This is a genomic window from Microcoleus sp. EPA2 (assembly GCA_020882975.1).
Classification (GTDB): domain Bacteria; phylum Cyanobacteriota; class Cyanobacteriia; order Cyanobacteriales; family Microcoleaceae; genus Microcoleus.
In genome coordinates this window covers 18,559-35,928 of sequence record JAHRFD010000029.1, presented here as the reverse complement: position 1 = coordinate 35,928, position 17,370 = coordinate 18,559, and the positions used below count along the sequence as shown (strand labels likewise).

Below are 17,370 nucleotides of genomic sequence, written 5' to 3'. Positions count from 1 at the left end.
CCAATTAGCTGTATCTGCCAATTCACGATCGACTCAAAACCTCCAACGGGGAGATAAGTTCGGAGTTTTTTGCCCGATAGACAGTCACAGCATTGGATTCCTGGTATTGATGTGTCGCGGTTTCAGCCCATGCACCAGACCAAATACAGTCCGATCGAAGGCGTTTGATGTTACCCACACAATATTTTCAGGAAGCTATTCATAGTTTAATGTTAAACCAAGGAGGAGAATAGCTACGGCGATTGGAGCAGTAAAAAAACTTGGACTCTCGACAGAAAATCCTCACCCAATCCCTACTGTAATAAATTGTTGTCAATCCGTCACGCCACAGAGGACATGGACTCAGCAAATATCACCGATTGATAGTAGCGTCGCAATTGTCCAGAAGCCGCGGCCCAACCCCAGCGTTCGGCTTCTCGGCGGGCGCTTTGGCGCAGATGTTCCCGTTCCGCGGGGTTTGCAAACAAACGCTGGGTAGCAGTAGAGGCTCCCATGTCATCAGTGGGGTCAAATAAATAGCCGTTAACGCCGTCAGTGACAATATCAGGAATTCCACCACTGCGTGCCGCCACTACGGGTGTCCCCGCAGCCATTGCTTCTAGGAGCACCAGGCCGAGGGTTTCGGTGCGGGAGGGAAAAATGAAGGCATCAGCAGATGCGTAAGCTGTTGCGAGTTCTTGGCCCTTGAGATAGCCGACAAAATTGGTGGGAGTGCCGGCAAAATATTGTTCTAGGGTTTGTCGGTGGGGGCCATCTCCCACGAGGGCGAGGCGGGCGTTTGGAATGGCTTCGAGAACTGGTTTGATAGCTTCGATTTCCTTTTCTGCACCGAGGCGGCCGACATAAAGTAACAGGGGACTATCAGGGTGATTTTGGGAAAGACGCGATCGCATTTCTCGACTAGCCAATTCCGGGACAAACATTTCTGTATCAACACCCCGTTGCCATAAGTCTACGCGATCGATCCCATGACTTCTAAGTTCCTCCACCATCGCAGTGGAAGTACACAAATTCAGCTCTGCTTGATTATGAGCACCTTTAAGTAATTCCCACAATAAAGGTTCCAGCATTCCAAAACCGTAGTGATGCAAATACTTAGGTAAATGAGTGTGGTAAGAAGCCAAAATAGGAATATTGAGCTTTTTGCCATAATATATGCCACCCAATCCCAAAATCGCGGGATTAACCACATGAATAATATCCGGTTTAAACTGCTCTAATTCGCGACCAATCGCCGGAGAAGGAAGTGCCATTTTTAATTCCGGGTACATCGGCAAAGGCAAACCCTCAACACCATAAACTCTAGCCCCTTTGTATTCTTTTATGCCGTAATCTGGGGAAAAGATGAGAACCTGTTCGCCCGCGCGTTGTAAGTGGTCTACAGTGTGAATCAGCCTAGTGACAATGCCGTCTATTTTCGGCCAGAAAGTTTCAGTGAAAAGAGCAATTCTCATAATAAAATATTTAGAAAATCGAAAATTTTGCCAGAATTTGACGATCTGTTTTTGGCCATTTACTCGCTTGATTTAAATAGGGTTCTGTTAGCAGCTTCATCACCAGTAATTACGATATCTAATTTTTTTAATTAACCGCAGAGGACACAGAGGACACAGAGCAAGAGAGTCAAAGATAGAGGCAAATCAATTCATAACTTGTAAACCCTTCTCTTCCCTTCTTTCCTCTTCCTTCGCGCCCTTCGCGCCTTCGCGGTTCCTTAAAAAAACTATTGCACCGCAGCTATCTACCAGAACTTACCGCCAAGAAACCTTGGGTAAAATCTGATTCTTATCGACCCGATGCTGATATTTTGTAGCAAAATTCAGCAGAGAATCAAGCAGAGAATCCGACAAGTAATGCGGTTGCAAACCGAGGTCTAACAGATTGCTGTTTTTTGCATTGAAATAATGTTCTTCTTTCTCGACCCTCGGATTTTCCAGGTGATTGATTTCTACCTTTAATCCCATTGCTGTGCCGGATTTTTGCACCAATGCAGCCAAGTCGCCGACACTGAATTGTTCAGTGAATTGGTTGAAGACGCGCAATTGTCCAGAAGCGGCGGGAGTGGCGATCGCCAATTCGACGCATCGCACAGTATCCCGAATGTCCAAGAAGCTGCGGGTTTGCCCGCCAGTACCATAGACTGTCAAAGGATGACCGATCGCAGCTTGAATGCAAAATCTGTTCAAAGCTGTACCGAATACTCCGTCGTAGTCCAAACGGTTGATTAACAGTTCGTCCATGCCGGTTTCATCTGTGAGTACGCCGTAGACGACACCCTGATTCAAGTCGGTGGCTCTTAGCCCCCAAGTTTTGCAGGCAAAATGGATATTGTGCGAATCGTGGACTTTACTTAAGTGATAAAAACTTCCAGGCTGTTTGGGATAGGGTAGTGTATCCTTGCGCCCGTTGTGTTCGATCGTAATGTAGCCTTCTTCGATGTCAATATTCGGCGTGCCGTATTCGCCCATTGTCCCCAATTTCACTAAGTGACAGTCGGGGAAATCTTGGTGAATGGCGTAAAGCAGGTTCAGGGTCCCAACTACATTATTGACTTGGGTGAGGACTGCGTGTTCGCGATCGATCATCGAAAAAGGTGCCGAACGCTGTTCGCCGAAATGGACTACAGCCTCTGGTGCAAATTTTCTCATGCTTTTGCTGAGAAAATCATAGTTGGTGATGTCACCGACAAACAAGTCGATCGACTTACCAGTTAAATCTTGCCATCGCTGGAGTCGTTGCTGAATCGGTGCAATGGGAGTGAGGGTGTCGCTGCACAGTTCCAGATCCCAGTGCCGCCGCACAAAGCTGTCGAGGATGCCAACTTCGTAACCTTTGTTGGAAAGGTAGAGTGCGGTTGCCCAACCGCAATAGCCATCGCCACCAATAACCAGGACTTTCATAAAACAAAGGTGAATCTTGCTTACCAATACTGGGTTAATGTACCAGGTATTGGTGCATTCTGAACCTTTAATCAAGGGAGTTCTTTGCTAAATCGCCCCTTGTTTTTTTGTATTAAACCTGAATTTCATCAGCGAAGCTAGCTCGACGGGTGAATTCAAAGGGACCGGCGAGGGCTCCCCAGACGTGGGCGTCGGTTTCTGGGTCCCGCCCGCGATCGTGACTAATAAATTTGTCTCCATCGATCTCGAATTCGCTGTCTAGATAGGTGTTTTTGCCCTTTCTGACCACCATACAGCCTTTTCCTGGTTCAACGCACCCTTTGAAGCTGTGGCCGGTCCAGTGCGTAATAAAGGTGCATCCCGGCATTAGTTTAAATTCTGCTTTTTTGAGTTCTTGGAGTCGTTGGAGATCGCGGGAGGCACCGTAGAATTGCTCTTCGTTTTCGATCGCGTAATTTTCGATATCGATGCGATCGCCCTTCGGCACTAATTTTAACACTCGAACTCGGTACGGCGTGTTGAGTTCGATGTCATAGGCTTGTTCTAGATAGAGACTGAGGCCGCCCAAAAGTTCCACGGGTAGGGGTCTCATGCAGACGCGGATGTGGGCAAAGAAGGGCGGATTTTCAAAAGCTTGGGCTTGGTTGCTGAAGTCGGAGGCCATCCAGCGGCCGAGGGTGAGGATATCGGTGGAATGAGACATTGCGATTTGAGATTGAGGGAAGTAGAAATTATTTTAGGAGAAAATGGATTGCATTATTACCATGAAACTAGAACCAGTCGAATCTAGCATGATCCAAGCTGTGGGTTATGACGAAACAACCTCTACCCTCGAAGTTGTTTTGAATAGCAGCAAGACATATCGATACTTTGAAGTTCCCAAAACTGTCTACTTGGAACTGATGGAATCTGATTCCAAAGGTAGTTATATGCTATAGGATGTTATTAACTGCTTTCCCTACCAACAGGTGAAGAAATGGCGACGATAAGTACGACATTAATCTAGGAATTTTGAGCCTTTTAAAAAATCGGAAACAGAACAGTTTGAGCCTTTCGCAAGAAGGTAAAGAAATTGTCAACACTGCTATGTTTATGCGACCTTGGACTCAACAAAGGTGGGCGGATGAAATTAGCCTATTTGTACCTCCTCAATTCACGCGCCTTTCATCCCACACCAACCGAAGCGGTATGGTGTGGGGATTCCCGTCTGTCAAGCTAAAAACGATCGCCCTCCGAGCCTCGAAAACTTAAGGGCGATCGCCTTTTCTACCAAATCCCGCTTTCGGCGGGGAAGGATTACCCTATGATACCAACATCAAAGCCCAAATTAAACACTCATCCCTGGTGTATCGTGCGGCAATTGCCAAATATGCAGCGATTGGTGGTTGCAAGGTTCCACCGCCGCGGTGATGCTGACGGATACATCCAGATTTTACGGCGTTTGTTGCCGCAGGCTAAACACGCGATCGTTTTTGATACGACAGGGGCCTTTGAAATTGCCCGAAGTTCAATCGGCTGAATTAGAACTAATTCTGTAATTGATGAAGAGCGATCGTGTTTTATCGCAAGTGCGATCGCTCCTTGATTAAATTCAAGATCAGTATTTACGCCCTAAATCTACAGATCAAACTACAGATTTTTGGCGTAAATACTTCTGCAAAATGTTACTTTTACCAGAGGTTAAAATCCTCTGGTTCTCGCATCTAAATTAGTAAATTAGATGAGTTTGACAGCCCGCAGACCAAACATCAACACTGTCGCCAAGCCCAGCATTCCGCCGAAAAGCCCAAAATAAGTTATTGCTCCGCTAAGAGTCATTGCAATTTCTCCAAAACAATCAATAAAAAGACCTATAAGAACTATAATCTAAAATCTATAATCTAAATTAGATAAATATGAAATCAGTAATTAAAGTTGACTTGGGACCACAATCTTACAATATTTGCGTGCGATCGGGCGGTTTAAACGAACTAGGCAATATGCTCGGTGGGCTGAATTTGGGTAAAAAAGTGCTGCTAGTGTCGAATCAGTCGATTTTTCGGCATTACGGAGAAAAGACGGCTGCTTCCTTGGAATCGGTGGGTTTTCATGTTGGTAACTGCATTCTACCACCAGGAGAACAGTACAAAACTTTAAATTCGGTGCAGAAGATTTACGGCGCTGCTTTGGAAAACCGCTTAGAACGTTCTTCGACGATGGTGGCTTTGGGTGGCGGAGTGGTTGGCGATATGACGGGTTTTGCTGCTGCTACTTGGTTGCGGGGAATTAATGTTGTCCAAGTTCCGACTTCTTTGCTGGCGATGGTTGATGCTTCTATTGGTGGTAAAACTGGGGTCAACCATCCTTTAGGGAAGAATTTAATTGGGGCTTTTCATCAGCCTCGTTTGGTGTTAATTGACCCGGATGTACTCAAAACTTTGCCGGCGAGGGAGTTTCGCTCCGCCATGGCGGAAGTGATTAAGTACGGGGTGATTTGGGATGTGGAATTGTTCGAGCAGTTGGAGAGTTGCAAGCGTTTGGATCAGATGCGCTACGTGAAGGCGGATTTGCTGGCAGAAATTTTGAGCAGGTCTTGCCAAGCTAAGGCGGATGTGGTAAGTAAGGACGAAAAGGAGTCTGGTTTGCGGGCGATTTTGAATTATGGGCACACCATTGGCCATGCGGTGGAAAGTTTGACTGGTTACAAGTTGGTGAATCACGGGGAAGGTGTGGCGATTGGTATGGTGGCTGCAAGTCGGTTGGCTGTGGAGTTGGAAATGTGGGACCGAGAGTGCGATCGACGTCAGTTAGCTTTGCTGGAAAAGGCTGGTTTGCCTACGAAATTGCCCGCTGGTATGGATGTTGAGGAGATTGTGAAGACTTTACAATTGGACAAAAAGGTGCAGGATGGTAAGGTGCGGTTTGTGCTACCAGTGCGCCTGGGTGAGGCGGCGGTGAGCGATCGGGTGGATGGAGATGTGATCTTACAAGTTTTGAAGGAAATGCTTTAGGAAGTCAGTAGTCAGTAGTCAGTAGTCATTAGTCATTAGTCAGTAGTCAGTAGTCAGTAGTCAGTAGTCATTAGTCAGTAGTCATTAGTCAGTAGTCAGTAGTCATTAGTTTGTCCTAATCACCAATAACGCATAATTCATGACTCATAACCTATGCAGCTTAGGAACCGCTAGATTGCGAATTGATTTGCTGCAAAATTTGCTCGACTTTTTTGGCTTGTGAAACTCGGCCTTGTTTGATGAATAATTCCTGAGCTTTTTTGAGGCTGGCTACTGCTTCTGCTTGGTCTTCTTTGACTCCTTGTTGGTACAGTCCGACTCCTAAATTGTTTAATGCATCGGGATATTGGCTGTTAATTTTAATTGCTTGTCTCCACTCCAAAATTGCCTCTGGCAATTGCCCTTGACTTGCCATGGCTACGCCCAAATCGTTGTGAGCTTTGGCGTGCTGCGGGTTTAGTTGAATTGCTTTTCTAAATTGGACGATCGCATCGCTCATTTTACCTTGGGCTGAGAGCAAGGTTCCCAACTTATAGTAAGCATCTCCCTGTTTCGGAAAACGAGTAATCAGTTGTTGGTACAAAATTTCGGCATTGGCCAGGTTTCCTTGATTGTAAAGGTCGTTGGCGATCCTCAAAGCTACTGTGTATCCTTTGCCGACAACTTCGCACTTTTTGTCGGAGTTGCCTTCCTGTTTGCAAATCCTGAGTTCGTCTCCCTTCATCTCGTAGGAGAGAACTTCCCGAACTGGGCCGCGGGGACTTCGTGGCGGGGTGTTTTGGGACTGCAAGTTTTGGGAAATTTGGAGGCTGCTGGGTTCAGCTTGTACCGCTGGTACCACTGCTAAAGCGCCCATTGCTCCCGTTGCCAAAATGCTTGGGGCGATCCAGATCAAAATTTTTAAAGGGCGAAACTCTCGATCGTTTTTCATATATTCTGTAGCAACGTGTTTTTGATATCCTGGGTTTCACACCCTGTCAGAGTCTGAGAAATGGGTGCGCACTATTAAGAAGTTATTAACAGTCGAGATATTTTAGCACTCTGTGGCATATTTTGCGTTAAATTAGAGTAGAATTCCGATCAATTATTCAGTAAACTTAGCAGGAAAGTAGAAATGGGGCAGTCTATTCTAGCCATGCTCGTTGCGCTCATCCTCGGCTACGCTGTTAACTCCTCTGTGAAAATAGTCAGCGGCGGCGACGAAGCTTTAGTCGAACGTTTGGGCCAATACAAGCGCACTCTCAAGCCCGGATTCCACTTTATCAGTCCCGTGGTAGAGAAAGTCGTCTGCGTGGACACAACCCGCGAAAGAGTTTTAGATATTAAACCTCAGTCAGCCATCACGGTAGATAATGTGGTTCTCGACGTCGATGCCGTGGTGTATTGGCGAGTTGTAAATTTGCAGAAAGCTTATTACGGCATCGATCAAATTGAAAATGCGATCGCCAACTTAGTTTTAACTACGTTTCGTGGTGAAATTGGTCGGTTGCCGATGAAAGAGATTTTCGGTTCCAGAGATGACATGAATAAGCAGTTACTCAAGAAATTGGACGAAGCTACTGAAACTTGGGGTGTCAAAGTCATCCGGGTCGAAATTCAAAGCATTACACCTCCAAAAAGGGTGCAAGAAGCTATGGAATTGGAGCAGGCAACCAAGAGCGAGTGGCAAGCAATGGTCAATAAAGCTACTGGTACTAAGGAGTACATGAAACTCTTAGTGGAGGCTCTCGATTCCCATCCCAATAGTAAGCAAGTTTTGAATTACTTAGTAACAGAAAAATACTTAGATGCTCAACAAAAATTGGGCGAAAGCGATAACGCTAAAATTCTGTTTATGGACCCAAAAAACATGACAGAAGCTCTGAATGAGTTGATGGGTTCTATGTCTGATATTGAACCGCACTCTCCCCATGAGGACATGAAAGTTATCGATACTCACGCTACTCAAGACTGATTTCTGAAGATGGCGTCGGCTACCTGACAGACATCGTGCATTTCTCTGACGTCGTGAACTCGTAAAATATCCGCCGAATTCGCGATCGCACCTGTACAAGCCGCCGCTGTCCCCCAAACTCTTTGTTTCGCTTCGGGCTGATTCAAAATCTTACCTAGGAAGCTTTTGCGCGAGACTCCGACTAAAATCGGACAGTCTAAATAACGAAATTTCCGCAAATCCCGGAGAATTTCTAAATTCTGACTGTGAGTTTTAGCAAAGCCAATACCGGGGTCGATAATTATTTGAGATGTGTGAATACCTGCTGCAACGGCTGCCGCAATTCTCGCTTCTAAAAATTCGCTAATTTCGCCAATTAAATCGTGATAATCGGTGAGCGTTTGCATGGTTTGGGGCGTTCCCCGAAGGTGCATCAAAATTATTGGTACTTTTAATTTGGCAACCGTTGACAGCATTGCTGAGTCAAAGGTAGCTCCTGAAATATCGTTAATTATATCAGCTCCCGCAGCCACAGCCGCCTTGGCAACCAGGGATCTGGTAGTATCCACAGAAATAGGTATATCTGCAAAAATATTGGCTTTTTCTCTCAAGATTTGGACAACTGGAAGGACTCGATCCAGTTCTGCTTGTAAGGATATTTCGGCTGCACCGGGTCTGGTAGATTGACCACCAATATCAATAATATCAACCCCGTTTTTTACCATATTTTCAGCTTGCATTAGAGCCGATTCTATGGTATTGAAATCGCCACCATCACTAAAACTATCAGGGGTAACATTTAAAACGCCCATTAAATAAGTGCGTTTTCCCCACTCGAAAGATTTATTTCTAATTGTAATTGTTTTGGGATTAACAGTCATATTATGGCACTAAAATATGCAGAAAGGACGGGGAGGGTAGGCAAAGTTTGACTTCGCTCAAAAAGCTATTTTTATCATCTGTCAATCAGCAGAATTACAAATTTCCGCCTGACTTCTCATCAACCGTTGCACGCTTACTAAAGCCCGATTTAATTCATAATTTTTTCTTTCTGAGTTTTGTAAAAAAGCCTGTTGTTCTTCCTCAATCATCAACACATCCTGCCGCACCAAACCATCCAATAACTTTTGAGCCGCACCGAAACAAATATCTTTAATAAACCTGCGGAACCACACAGGCAATTTGTGCAGTCGCCAAAACGCATTTAATGAGGTAAAGTGAATTAAATAAGCGCGGGTTGCCGTCTCGCTCACCGGACAAACCAAGCAATAAATCTTAAAGTCATTGCCCAAAGTGGAAACCCAGTGGGGGTAAACATAACTCACCTCTAAAGGTTCCGGGTGCAGTTGTCGCAAAGATTTAAATAATAACTGAGAGATTGACCAAATTTTATCTATTTTGTAATAACTTTCGGCCTGGTAAAGAGCCGTTACTTGGTGTTTATCTTCTTTTAAAGAATCTAGGACAGGATTGGCCCAAGCTTGCCAGTCTTCGTGCAAATGTCCGTGATACATATCCATCAAATTTTCAATCAAAAATGAATGGTGTGCCTGACAGTCTATGACTGCAACGGTGGCAATATAATTGAGATGTTCCCACTCTGGTAAGCTCAATAAATTAATTGCTTCGGCTTTGGTCTCATCGCCGGGAAATATCCAGATAAAACCAGATTCTTCCTTGACTGGAAAGGAGCGAATTTTGCAGTTAGGTAACTTTTGATTTTCGGCTAAATAATCAACTTCTGCACATTCTCCTCTGGTATTTAAGCGCCATCCGTGGTAGGCACATTCTATTAAGTCACCTTTGATTTTACCGTGACTAAGTTTAACTTGTCGGTGCGGACATCTGTCTTCTAAAGCGTTGATTTTGCCTGCACTATCGCGAAATAGGACGATCGCCTGATGCCATACCATCGCAGCTAGTGGCTGAGTTGTGACTTCTGTACTGCGAGCCACAGTATACCAGTGATTGAGATTAATTCCCAACTGGCGGATGTGAGTTTTTTCCGTGTTCTGAGAAGGAGATTGTAGGGTATTATTTTGCATGATAAATATTTCCTAACTACGGCAAGCTTAACATTCGTGTAGGGGCGGGTTTCACCAAGCATAAATAACGATGACAAAGCATCTAAATAAACCCGACCCCACTGGATGTAGCAGCAAGAAGCAAGAAGCAATAATCAATAACAGCAAGAGTTTGAGCTATCAAAAAAGCGATCGGGGGCAATTAGCAGTTATCAATTACCCAAGAACGCTTATAATTCCCATGGAAATGGATTTGATATTAGAAAATCTTCAAATATTCCCACTCTAAACTACTTGCACTTCTTTTTCCCCAGCTACAGGTTCTTGATATACTGTCTGAGATTCATTAGCCAAAAATTCAGCTAATTGAGCTTCTATTTCATCCCGCACAATCTGACGGTATTCCAGAAAATGCTCGTTGTGAGCACACACCGTCAAGTAATGATCCCAAACCGCAGGATTGCGCTTGAGAATGCTGAACAAATGATGCCAAAATTTCCAGCGAGTGCTACGCTTGACTCCTTGTCGCCAAACGACTGTTAGCAGCGCCCGCAAATCGATCAAACTCGGAATTCGAGCAGGTATCTTGGCTGTGGGTGCGCCTAACATTAAGAAATGCCGATAAGTTCGGTCTAAATATTTCTGGGGATCGTATACATCAGAAAAGGCTTGGACATACTCCCTGGCAATATCTTCTAAAGGCCGCGTGGGGATAAAGTTCATTAAAGTAGTCTGGTTGAGATTACCAGATTTGTCGCGCAGTCGCCCTTCTTTGGCGAGTCTGTGGGACAATGCAGTGTGGGGCAAAGCTTGCAGCATTCCAAAGGTTGTACTGGGAATGGCGGCTGCTTCGGCAAAGTCTACAATACGCTGACCGGCACCGGGTTTTTCGCCGTCAAATCCGATGATGAATCCGGCCATTACTCGCAAACCTGTTTTTGCAATCAACTCTACGGATTCTATCAGGGAATTTCGGGTATTTTGGAATTTTTTGGTCATTTGCAGGCTTTCTTCATCGGGAGTTTCAATCCCTAGAAATACTGCATTGAAATTGCAAGCTACCATCATCTCCATCAATTCTTGGTCTTGGGCTAAATCGATGGAGGCTTCTGTGTTGAAAGTAAAGGGAAATTTGTGTTCTTCTTGCCAGATTTTTAAGTCGGTTAGCAATAGTTTGACGTTGCGTTTGTTGCCGATAAAGTTGTCGTCTACCATGAACACGCCGCGCCGCCAGCCTAGGTTGTAAAGGCAGTCTAATTCTGCGATTAGTTGTTGGGGGTTTTTGGTGCGTGGTTTCCGCCCGTAGAGGACGATGATGTCGCAGAATTCGCACTGGAAAGGACAGCCTCTGGAAAATTGAATTGACATGGAGTCGTAGGCGTCTAATTCCAGTAAGTCGAAGCGGGGAACAGGGGTTGTGGTAACATCGGGTTTGATGCCGTCCGATCGATAAATTCCACTTGTTTCGCCTCTGTTTACCGCTGCTACGAACATTGGTAGGGTGATTTCGCCTTCGTCGAGAATCAGATAATCTATGCCGGCTGCTTGAGGTTCTTCGGGTACGGAGGTGGGGTAGGGGCCGCCACAAGCCACTGATTTACCGCGCCGTTTGGCTTCGCGAATGATGTCTAGCAAGTCTTCTTTTTGGACAATCATGGCTGAGAGGATGACGAGTTCGGCCCACTCCCATTCTGCTTCTGTGATTTGTCTGATGTTGCGATCGACTAACTTAAATTCCCATTCTTGTGGTAAGATAGCTGCTACTGTTACCAAACCCAGCGGTGGTAGTAGGACTTTGCGATCGACTAATTCTAAGATTTTCTCGTAGGACCAAAATGTTTTTGGAAACAGGGGATAAACCAGTAAAACTCGCATCGTATGTTAAACCTCACATTAGTATCAGATTTGTGATGGGGCTGGAGAGTTGAGAGTGCGATCGGCCCTCAAGACATCATGTTAATAGTAAAATCCAGATCTTGCACCTCGATCGCACATTTCTTATCCCAGCCTCGTAGTCAGGGCTTTAGTCATCCAACCAAACTACAGACCATTTTGATTTTCGAGTTTAACTCTTCATCTCTTTCCCCGGAATCCCGCTAGTCCTTAACATATCAGCAATCGTACCGCAATAGCTCGGCAATCCAATAGTTTGGGGATTGACAAAATTTTGATAAGTAAAATGGCGATAGCTAATACAAAATCTATCCCAAGCAGCTAATTGAATTCGGAACAGCCAAATAAAGAAGTTTGCCAGCCCTGGTGAGAGAGTAATCCGAAAAAATATCTTTTTATTCAAATAAGCACAAGCTTGTTCTACTGCTTGATTAGCTGTAATCGGAGCATTTCCTAGCACAAAATGTCGCGGTTCCTCAGAAACCGCCGGATGTTCGACTAAATAATTCACTACTGTGGCAATATCAGCCCCGTGGATGAAGTGAAAACTGCCATCTGCCTTTAACCAACGAATCAAACCAATCCATTTTGCTACTTGTGGAATACCTGACGAAAGGTGAGAAACAGGTTTATTGGCATCTCCGCCCAAGACTAATGTGGGGTAAAGTGCTGTAATTGGAGGCACATTTTGTAACTCAGACAATTGAGTCATACACTCATATTTCGACCGAATATAATCAGTACCTAATTCCCCTGCTTCCTGGAGCAAATTGTTATCATTGCCAAGAATGCTGGCAGTTGAAAAGTAAATTACTTGTTGACAAATTTGGGGTGAAAGTAACTGAATCAGGCGGAGGGTTTTGTTGACATTAACATCAAAAACTTCTTGAGTTCCCCCCCAAGCCGTCGCCGCTAAAATTGCCACATCTATTGTTTGGAGAAGTTCGGCATATTTCTCGATATCTCGCATATCGCCTTGCAATATGTTGATGCCGGGGCGGGCGTTACAGTCAAATTTTAACTTGTCGGGGTTCCGAACTAATAAGTAAAGTTCGTGGTTTGTTTGTTGAATTAAGGTTTCGGTCATGTAGTGACCAATACAGCCACTTGCACCCGTTATGAAAATTTTTTTTGTCATTTGCAATAGGGGAAGAGTGGGGATGGGGGGAGAATTGGGCTGTTTCATTCTCCTGCAATCTGCCAGGAGTTGAAACCCCTGTCTAATAGCAAAAGTCGGTTGAAACCGACTGAAGAGAAGCATTTTTAATAACAGGCAAGATACCTGTTATACAAAGATTGAATTGTGGGGCGTTGTTTTTAGCCCGCCTCTAAAAGCTTTATTCACAATAGTACAAAATGTGAGTCAAAACCGACTGAAATATGAATCTTTAGTCCTCATAGCGAGGACTTTCGCTATGAGACAGGGGTTTAAACCCCTGTCGGACTGTCGGACTGTCGGACTGTCAAATTCAAGCAGTAACTGCAAGCAATTTGTCGGCTTGTTTGGCGGTTTCAAAGAAGAAGCGCACGTTGTCTTCCGGTGTTCCTGGTAAGACGCCGTGTCCCAAATTGAGGATGTGCCCGCGCGGGCCAGCTTTACGAATGGTATCAAGAATGCGATCGCGAATAAACGCTTGAGAGCCAAACAAGACACCGGGATCGAGATTTCCCTGAACGTTCATGTTGGGTCCCAAACGTCGGCGCGCATCGGCCATATCCACAGTCCAATCGACGCTAACAATATCGGCACCGGAGGTTGCCATACGTTCGAGGATACCTGCACTTCCAGTGACTAACAGAATGAGTGGCGTGTGGGGATGGGTTTTTTTGACTTGCTCGAATACTTGTTTTTGGTAAGGTAGAGCAAAAGTATCGTAGTCTTGGGGGGAAAGTTGGCCAGCCCAGGAATCGAACATCTGCACTACTTGGGCGCCACAGTCGATTTGATAGCGGACGTAAACGGCGATCGCATCTGCAAACTTTGAGAGTAACTGATGTAGTAAAGTTGGATCGGAAAATGCCATGTTTTTGATAATCGCATAATCCTTAGAACCTTTGCCCTCAACGGCGTAGGCGGCCAAAGTCCAGGGCGCACCGACAAAGCCGAGTACAGTGGATTTGTTGCCCACTTCCTGGCGCAGAGATTGGAGGATAGTTTTGATGAAAGGCAAGCTTTCTTCTGGGTTGAGGGGTTGCAGTGCGTCGATTTGCTGCTGAGTGCGGATTGGTGAGTGGATAATCGGGCCTTTACCTTCGGCAATATCCATGTCGATGCCCAAACCGGGCATAGGTGTCACAATGTCGGAGAACAGAATTACACCGTCGGGTTGAAATGCGCGCCACGGCTGGAGAGAAACTTCGATGGCAACTTCGGGAATTTCGGAACGTTCGCGAAAGGATGGGTACTTTTCTCGCAAATCTCGATAGGCTTTCATGTAGCGGCCGGCTTGGCGCATCATCCACACGGGAGGGCGTTCTAGGGTTTCGCCACGGGCTGCGCGCAACAGCAAGGGAACTTCATTTAATGCTGACATCTTAATTTTTCTGGGATTTAGGTATTTTAATGCCTTTGGTAGCTTACCATTGCCCGATCGCCCTTTTTGACAAAAAATTAATCTGTTAGTCCTGACGGGCCATGGGGACACGGCGGTTTCATTCTCAGGTATAGTAACCGCCAAGTCAGTCAGTCAGTCGGCGGTTGAAACCGCTCCTTGTCAAACAAAGTCCACGCAACGCGAGACTGAAGAAATTCAACCCGCTTGGAGTGGGTTTCGTCTGCGTAGACGCGGTTTCAACCGCCTGGTTTCTAACTGGTTTCAACCACCGCATTTATAAGCGACAATCAAACAGAGCCAATGCGACGCTCGATCGCATTATAGAATCGATCGCCCATATCACCCATCCCCACCTCAATCAACCCTAGATTATCAGCACTCACCACCCGCAAAGGCGAGTTAGCACCCCCAACCACACCGATTTTCTGCCACATTTTCGGCAAATGTTCTTCCAGGTAAGCTTCCCAAATTCCTTGATTTTTGGGGGCTACAGAAACAACAATGCAATTACCCATTTCACCAAACAAAACCTCATCCCAACGGCTAACATTTGCCGAATTCCCACCTAGATGAACCTCTGCACCCAGTTTACCAGAGATACAAGATTCTGCCAGGGCGATCGCAATTCCACCCTCCGCAGCATCATGGGCAGAACATACCCAACCTTGCCGAATTCCATCGCGACAAACTGATTGCACCTTTCTTTCCAACTCAAAATTAATAGTTGGCGGTTTCCCGGCAATAATCCCGTGAATTGCCGCCAAATATTCCGAACCTCCCAAAGTAGGATAACTGGCATTTTCTGAATTTTCCGATGACGAATATTCAGTGGAATTCATGGTAATGGCATCGTCGGCTTTCCCAATTCCCAACACATAAATTAAATCGCCCTTATTCTGCCAACCTTGACCGCAAATCTTCGTCAAATCGGGAATCAATCCCACCATTCCAATTACCGGAGTTGGATAAATGGGTTGAGGATTGCCATCAGAATCGATAGTTTCATTATAAAGAGAAACGTTCCCACCAGTCACAGGTGTTTTCAACTCCCGACAAGCATCTGCAATCCCGCGACAAGCTGATGCTAACTGCCAATATCCAATAGGTTTTTCGGGACTCCCAAAATTCAGATTATCTGTAACTGCAATAGGTTCCGCACCCACACAACTTAAGTTTCTGGCAGCTTCGGCTACGACGGCTTTTGCACCTTCATAAGGATCGAGATAAACGTAGCGAGAATTGCAATCAACCGTGGCTGCAACTCCGGGAACAACCCCCCCCGGTCCCCCCTTGCTAAGGGGGGGAGAAAGTTCAGGAGTTTCTCTACCTTGTGCCTTCTTAAATAAGGGAATACCCTCTGCTTCCTCTTGAAGCGTCGCCTTACTAAGGGCAGGTTTTTCCTCTTGAAGCCCCCCCTTAGCAAGGGGGGGTTGGGGGGGTTCTTCCTCTTGAAGCCCCCCCTTAGCAAGGGGGGGTTGGGGGGGTTCTTCTTGCCCCTTAGCAAGGGCAGGTGCTTCCTCTTGAAGCCCCCCCTTAGCAAGGGGGGGTTGGGGGGGTTTTTCTTGACAAGGTTCCAAAGGCCGCAATCGCACAACCGCAGCATCAGCACCACCGGGCAAAACAACAGTATTATTTTGCACTTGATGGTCGTATTGACGATAAACCCAGCGTTTAGAAGCGATGGTAGGAGTATCTAAAAGTTTGAGCAAAATCTGATTCCAATTTTGCAAATTTCCATCTATTGCAATGCCGGCCAGCGTACATTGTGGCAAGGAATCCGCCGTCCATTCCCAAGCTTTGATAGCATATTCTGGCGGTTCTGTCAACAATTCTCTGTGATAAATGGGCGTATTATCTGCTAACGCAGTTGCGGTTATTTCTGCTGCAATTTCCCCTTTAAATAGAATGCGGACGATCGGCTCTTCAATCACTGTACCGGCAACTACGGCGTGCAATCCCCAGCGGTGAAAAATATCGATTAATTCCTGTTCCCGTCCCTTTTCGGCCACAAATAACATCCGTTCCTGGGATTCAGAAAGTAGATATTCGTAGGGAATCATACCACTTTCTCGAACGGGAACTTTGTCTAGATCGAATTCAATTCCCACTCCACCTTTGGCCGCCATTTCTGATGTCGAACAAGTAATTCCGGCTGCACCCATGTCTTGGGCGGCGACGACTGCACCGGTTTTGAAGGCTGCTAAACAGGCTTCAATTAAGGACTTTTCTAAGAACGGATCTCCTACTTGGACGGCGGGGCGATCGTCCATGGATTTGTCGGTTAATTCTGCACTGGCAAAACTGGCACCGCCCATGCCATCTCGCCCGGTAGTCGAACCGACATAAAGCACGGGATTTCCGATTCCAGATGCACCGGATTTAACTATTTCTTGGGTTTCCATTAAACCCAAGGCCATGACGTTAACTAAGGGGTTGCCGGAATAGGCGGCATCGAAGTAAACTTCGCCACCTACTGTGGGTACGCCGATGCAGTTTCCGTAATGGGAAATTCCCGATACTACGCCTTTGAATAACCTCTGAGTTTTGCTATCATCTAGGTTGCCGAAACGTAGGGAGTTTAAAAGGGCGATGGGGCGTGCACCCATTGTGAAGATGTCGCGGAGAATTCCTCCGACTCCTGTGGCGGCACCTTGGAATGGTTCGACTGCTGATGGGTGATTGTGGGATTCTATTTTGAAGGCTAATTGCAGTCCGTTTCCTAAGTCTACAACGCCGGCATTTTCTCCGGGACCGACGAGGATGCGATCGCCCTCTGTGGGAAACTGTTTTAATAGGGGCCGCGAATTTTTGTAACAGCAGTGTTCGCTCCACATGACGCCGAACATTCCCAATTCTGCTTTGTTGGGGTGGCGGTTGAGACGCCGTACAATGTCTTCGTATTCTTCGGGCTTAATGCCTTCGGAGGCAATTTCTTCGGGGGAAAATGGAGATTCTGAGATGACAGACATGGAATTTCGATATAAACCACAGGATTTATTTTAAATGGCTTTGGTTTGTTATTCTCAAATCTCAATTTTCTCATCTGCAACCAAAAATATTAAATCTATAATCTCT

At 45.8% G+C, this 17,370-nt stretch carries 17 protein-coding genes; 5 read left to right on the top strand and 12 right to left on the bottom strand.

The window, feature by feature from the left end:
* Positions 1–22: 22 nt before the first annotated feature.
* From AAFP14_RS21520 to AAFP14_RS21505, 4 genes are all read right to left on the bottom strand, one after another.
* Positions 23–178, bottom strand: a complete 156-nt coding sequence (locus tag AAFP14_RS21520; RefSeq protein ID WP_341734249.1) for a hypothetical protein — start codon at positions 176–178, stop codon at positions 23–25.
* Positions 179–320: 142 nt separating this feature from the next.
* Positions 321–1,454, bottom strand: coding sequence for a glycosyltransferase (locus AAFP14_RS21515; protein ID WP_341734248.1), 1,134 nt, complete (start codon positions 1,452–1,454; stop codon positions 321–323).
* A 297-nt stretch (positions 1,455–1,751) separates the two neighbouring features.
* Positions 1,752–2,900, bottom strand: coding sequence for an NAD-dependent epimerase/dehydratase family protein (locus AAFP14_RS21510; RefSeq protein WP_341734247.1), 1,149 nt, complete (start codon positions 2,898–2,900; stop codon positions 1,752–1,754).
* 112 nt (positions 2,901–3,012) lie between these two features.
* Positions 3,013–3,603, bottom strand: a complete 591-nt coding sequence (locus tag AAFP14_RS21505) for a chromophore lyase CpcT/CpeT (RefSeq protein ID WP_341734246.1) — start codon at positions 3,601–3,603, stop codon at positions 3,013–3,015.
* A 61-nt stretch (positions 3,604–3,664) separates the two neighbouring features.
* On the opposite strand from AAFP14_RS21505, the gene AAFP14_RS21500 reads away from it, so the two are divergent.
* From AAFP14_RS21500 to AAFP14_RS21490, 3 genes are all read left to right on the top strand, one after another.
* Entirely contained in the window at positions 3,665–3,838 is a 174-nt protein-coding gene (locus AAFP14_RS21500; protein WP_341734245.1) for a KTSC domain-containing protein, read from the top strand.
* A 106-nt stretch (positions 3,839–3,944) separates the two neighbouring features.
* Positions 3,945–4,151, top strand: a complete 207-nt coding sequence (locus AAFP14_RS21495) for a hypothetical protein (protein WP_341734244.1) — start codon at positions 3,945–3,947, stop codon at positions 4,149–4,151.
* Between the two features lie 52 nt (positions 4,152–4,203).
* A complete protein-coding gene (locus AAFP14_RS21490) occupies positions 4,204–4,419 on the top strand; it encodes a hypothetical protein (protein WP_341734243.1) in 216 nt (71 codons plus the stop codon).
* Between the two features lie 197 nt (positions 4,420–4,616).
* Here AAFP14_RS21490 and petL read toward each other — a convergent pair whose 3' ends face one another.
* Positions 4,617–4,718, bottom strand: a complete 102-nt coding sequence (petL, locus tag AAFP14_RS21485) for a cytochrome b6-f complex subunit PetL (RefSeq protein WP_340523689.1) — start codon at positions 4,716–4,718, stop codon at positions 4,617–4,619.
* A 77-nt stretch (positions 4,719–4,795) separates the two neighbouring features.
* On the opposite strand from petL, the gene aroB reads away from it, so the two are divergent.
* A complete protein-coding gene (gene aroB, locus AAFP14_RS21480) occupies positions 4,796–5,890 on the top strand; it encodes a 3-dehydroquinate synthase (RefSeq protein WP_341734242.1) in 1,095 nt (364 codons plus the stop codon).
* A gap of 160 nt (positions 5,891–6,050) precedes the next feature.
* Here the strand turns inward: aroB and AAFP14_RS21475 are convergent, their stop codons facing one another.
* Positions 6,051–6,821 carry a tetratricopeptide repeat protein gene (locus tag AAFP14_RS21475; RefSeq protein WP_341734241.1) on the bottom strand — a complete coding sequence of 257 codons (771 nt, stop codon included), beginning with the start codon at positions 6,819–6,821 and terminating at the stop codon, positions 6,051–6,053.
* A gap of 183 nt (positions 6,822–7,004) precedes the next feature.
* Between AAFP14_RS21475 and AAFP14_RS21470 the strand changes: the two genes are divergently transcribed.
* Positions 7,005–7,844 (top strand): SPFH domain-containing protein, encoded by an 840-nt coding sequence (locus tag AAFP14_RS21470; protein ID WP_341734240.1) that lies wholly within the window; start codon positions 7,005–7,007, stop codon positions 7,842–7,844.
* Here the strand turns inward: AAFP14_RS21470 and folP are convergent.
* From folP to purL, 6 genes are all read right to left on the bottom strand, one after another.
* Positions 7,835–8,704 carry a dihydropteroate synthase gene (folP, locus tag AAFP14_RS21465; RefSeq protein ID WP_341734239.1) on the bottom strand — a complete coding sequence of 290 codons (870 nt, stop codon included), beginning with the start codon at positions 8,702–8,704 and terminating at the stop codon, positions 7,835–7,837. The genes AAFP14_RS21470 and folP overlap by 10 nt on opposite strands.
* 81 nt (positions 8,705–8,785) lie before the next feature.
* Positions 8,786–9,868, bottom strand: coding sequence for an aromatic ring-hydroxylating dioxygenase subunit alpha (locus AAFP14_RS21460; protein WP_341734238.1), 1,083 nt, complete (start codon positions 9,866–9,868; stop codon positions 8,786–8,788).
* Positions 9,869–10,132: 264 nt separating this feature from the next.
* On the bottom strand, positions 10,133–11,722 hold the full coding sequence (locus AAFP14_RS21455) for a B12-binding domain-containing radical SAM protein (RefSeq protein WP_341734237.1): 1,590 nt from the start codon (positions 11,720–11,722) through the stop codon (positions 10,133–10,135).
* 190 nt (positions 11,723–11,912) lie between these two features.
* Positions 11,913–12,926, bottom strand: a complete 1,014-nt coding sequence (locus tag AAFP14_RS21450; protein ID WP_341734236.1) for an NAD-dependent epimerase/dehydratase family protein — start codon at positions 12,924–12,926, stop codon at positions 11,913–11,915.
* A gap of 283 nt (positions 12,927–13,209) precedes the next feature.
* A complete protein-coding gene (hemE, locus tag AAFP14_RS21445) occupies positions 13,210–14,274 on the bottom strand; it encodes a uroporphyrinogen decarboxylase (RefSeq protein ID WP_341734235.1) in 1,065 nt (354 codons plus the stop codon).
* 308 nt (positions 14,275–14,582) lie between these two features.
* On the bottom strand, positions 14,583–17,264 hold the full coding sequence (gene purL, locus AAFP14_RS21440; protein ID WP_341734234.1) for a phosphoribosylformylglycinamidine synthase subunit PurL: 2,682 nt from the start codon (positions 17,262–17,264) through the stop codon (positions 14,583–14,585).
* Positions 17,265–17,370 lie beyond the last annotated feature (106 nt).

What these genes read in the sequence shown, in the direction of transcription:
- hemE (WP_341734235.1), bottom strand. Translation starts at nt 14,274, where the DNA reads ATGTCAGCATTAAATGAAGTTCCCTTGCTGTTGCGCGCAGCCCGTGGC.
- AAFP14_RS21470 (WP_341734240.1), top strand. Translation starts at nt 7,005, where the DNA reads ATGGGGCAGTCTATTCTAGCCATGCTCGTTGCGCTCATCCTCGGCTAC.
- purL (WP_341734234.1), bottom strand. Translation starts at nt 17,264, where the DNA reads ATGTCTGTCATCTCAGAATCTCCATTTTCCCCCGAAGAAATTGCCTCC.
- AAFP14_RS21500 (WP_341734245.1), top strand. Translation starts at nt 3,665, where the DNA reads ATGAAACTAGAACCAGTCGAATCTAGCATGATCCAAGCTGTGGGTTAT.
- AAFP14_RS21510 (WP_341734247.1), bottom strand. Translation starts at nt 2,900, where the DNA reads ATGAAAGTCCTGGTTATTGGTGGCGATGGCTATTGCGGTTGGGCAACC.
- petL (WP_340523689.1), bottom strand. Translation starts at nt 4,718, where the DNA reads ATGACTCTTAGCGGAGCAATAACTTATTTTGGGCTTTTCGGCGGAATG.
- aroB (WP_341734242.1), top strand. Translation starts at nt 4,796, where the DNA reads ATGAAATCAGTAATTAAAGTTGACTTGGGACCACAATCTTACAATATT.
- folP (WP_341734239.1), bottom strand. Translation starts at nt 8,704, where the DNA reads ATGACTGTTAATCCCAAAACAATTACAATTAGAAATAAATCTTTCGAG.
- AAFP14_RS21515 (WP_341734248.1), bottom strand. Translation starts at nt 1,454, where the DNA reads ATGAGAATTGCTCTTTTCACTGAAACTTTCTGGCCGAAAATAGACGGC.
- AAFP14_RS21475 (WP_341734241.1), bottom strand. Translation starts at nt 6,821, where the DNA reads ATGAAAAACGATCGAGAGTTTCGCCCTTTAAAAATTTTGATCTGGATC.
- AAFP14_RS21450 (WP_341734236.1), bottom strand. Translation starts at nt 12,926, where the DNA reads ATGAAACAGCCCAATTCTCCCCCCATCCCCACTCTTCCCCTATTGCAA.
- AAFP14_RS21455 (WP_341734237.1), bottom strand. Translation starts at nt 11,722, where the DNA reads ATGCGAGTTTTACTGGTTTATCCCCTGTTTCCAAAAACATTTTGGTCC.
- AAFP14_RS21490 (WP_341734243.1), top strand. Translation starts at nt 4,204, where the DNA reads ATGATACCAACATCAAAGCCCAAATTAAACACTCATCCCTGGTGTATC.
- AAFP14_RS21505 (WP_341734246.1), bottom strand. Translation starts at nt 3,603, where the DNA reads ATGTCTCATTCCACCGATATCCTCACCCTCGGCCGCTGGATGGCCTCC.
- AAFP14_RS21460 (WP_341734238.1), bottom strand. Translation starts at nt 9,868, where the DNA reads ATGCAAAATAATACCCTACAATCTCCTTCTCAGAACACGGAAAAAACT.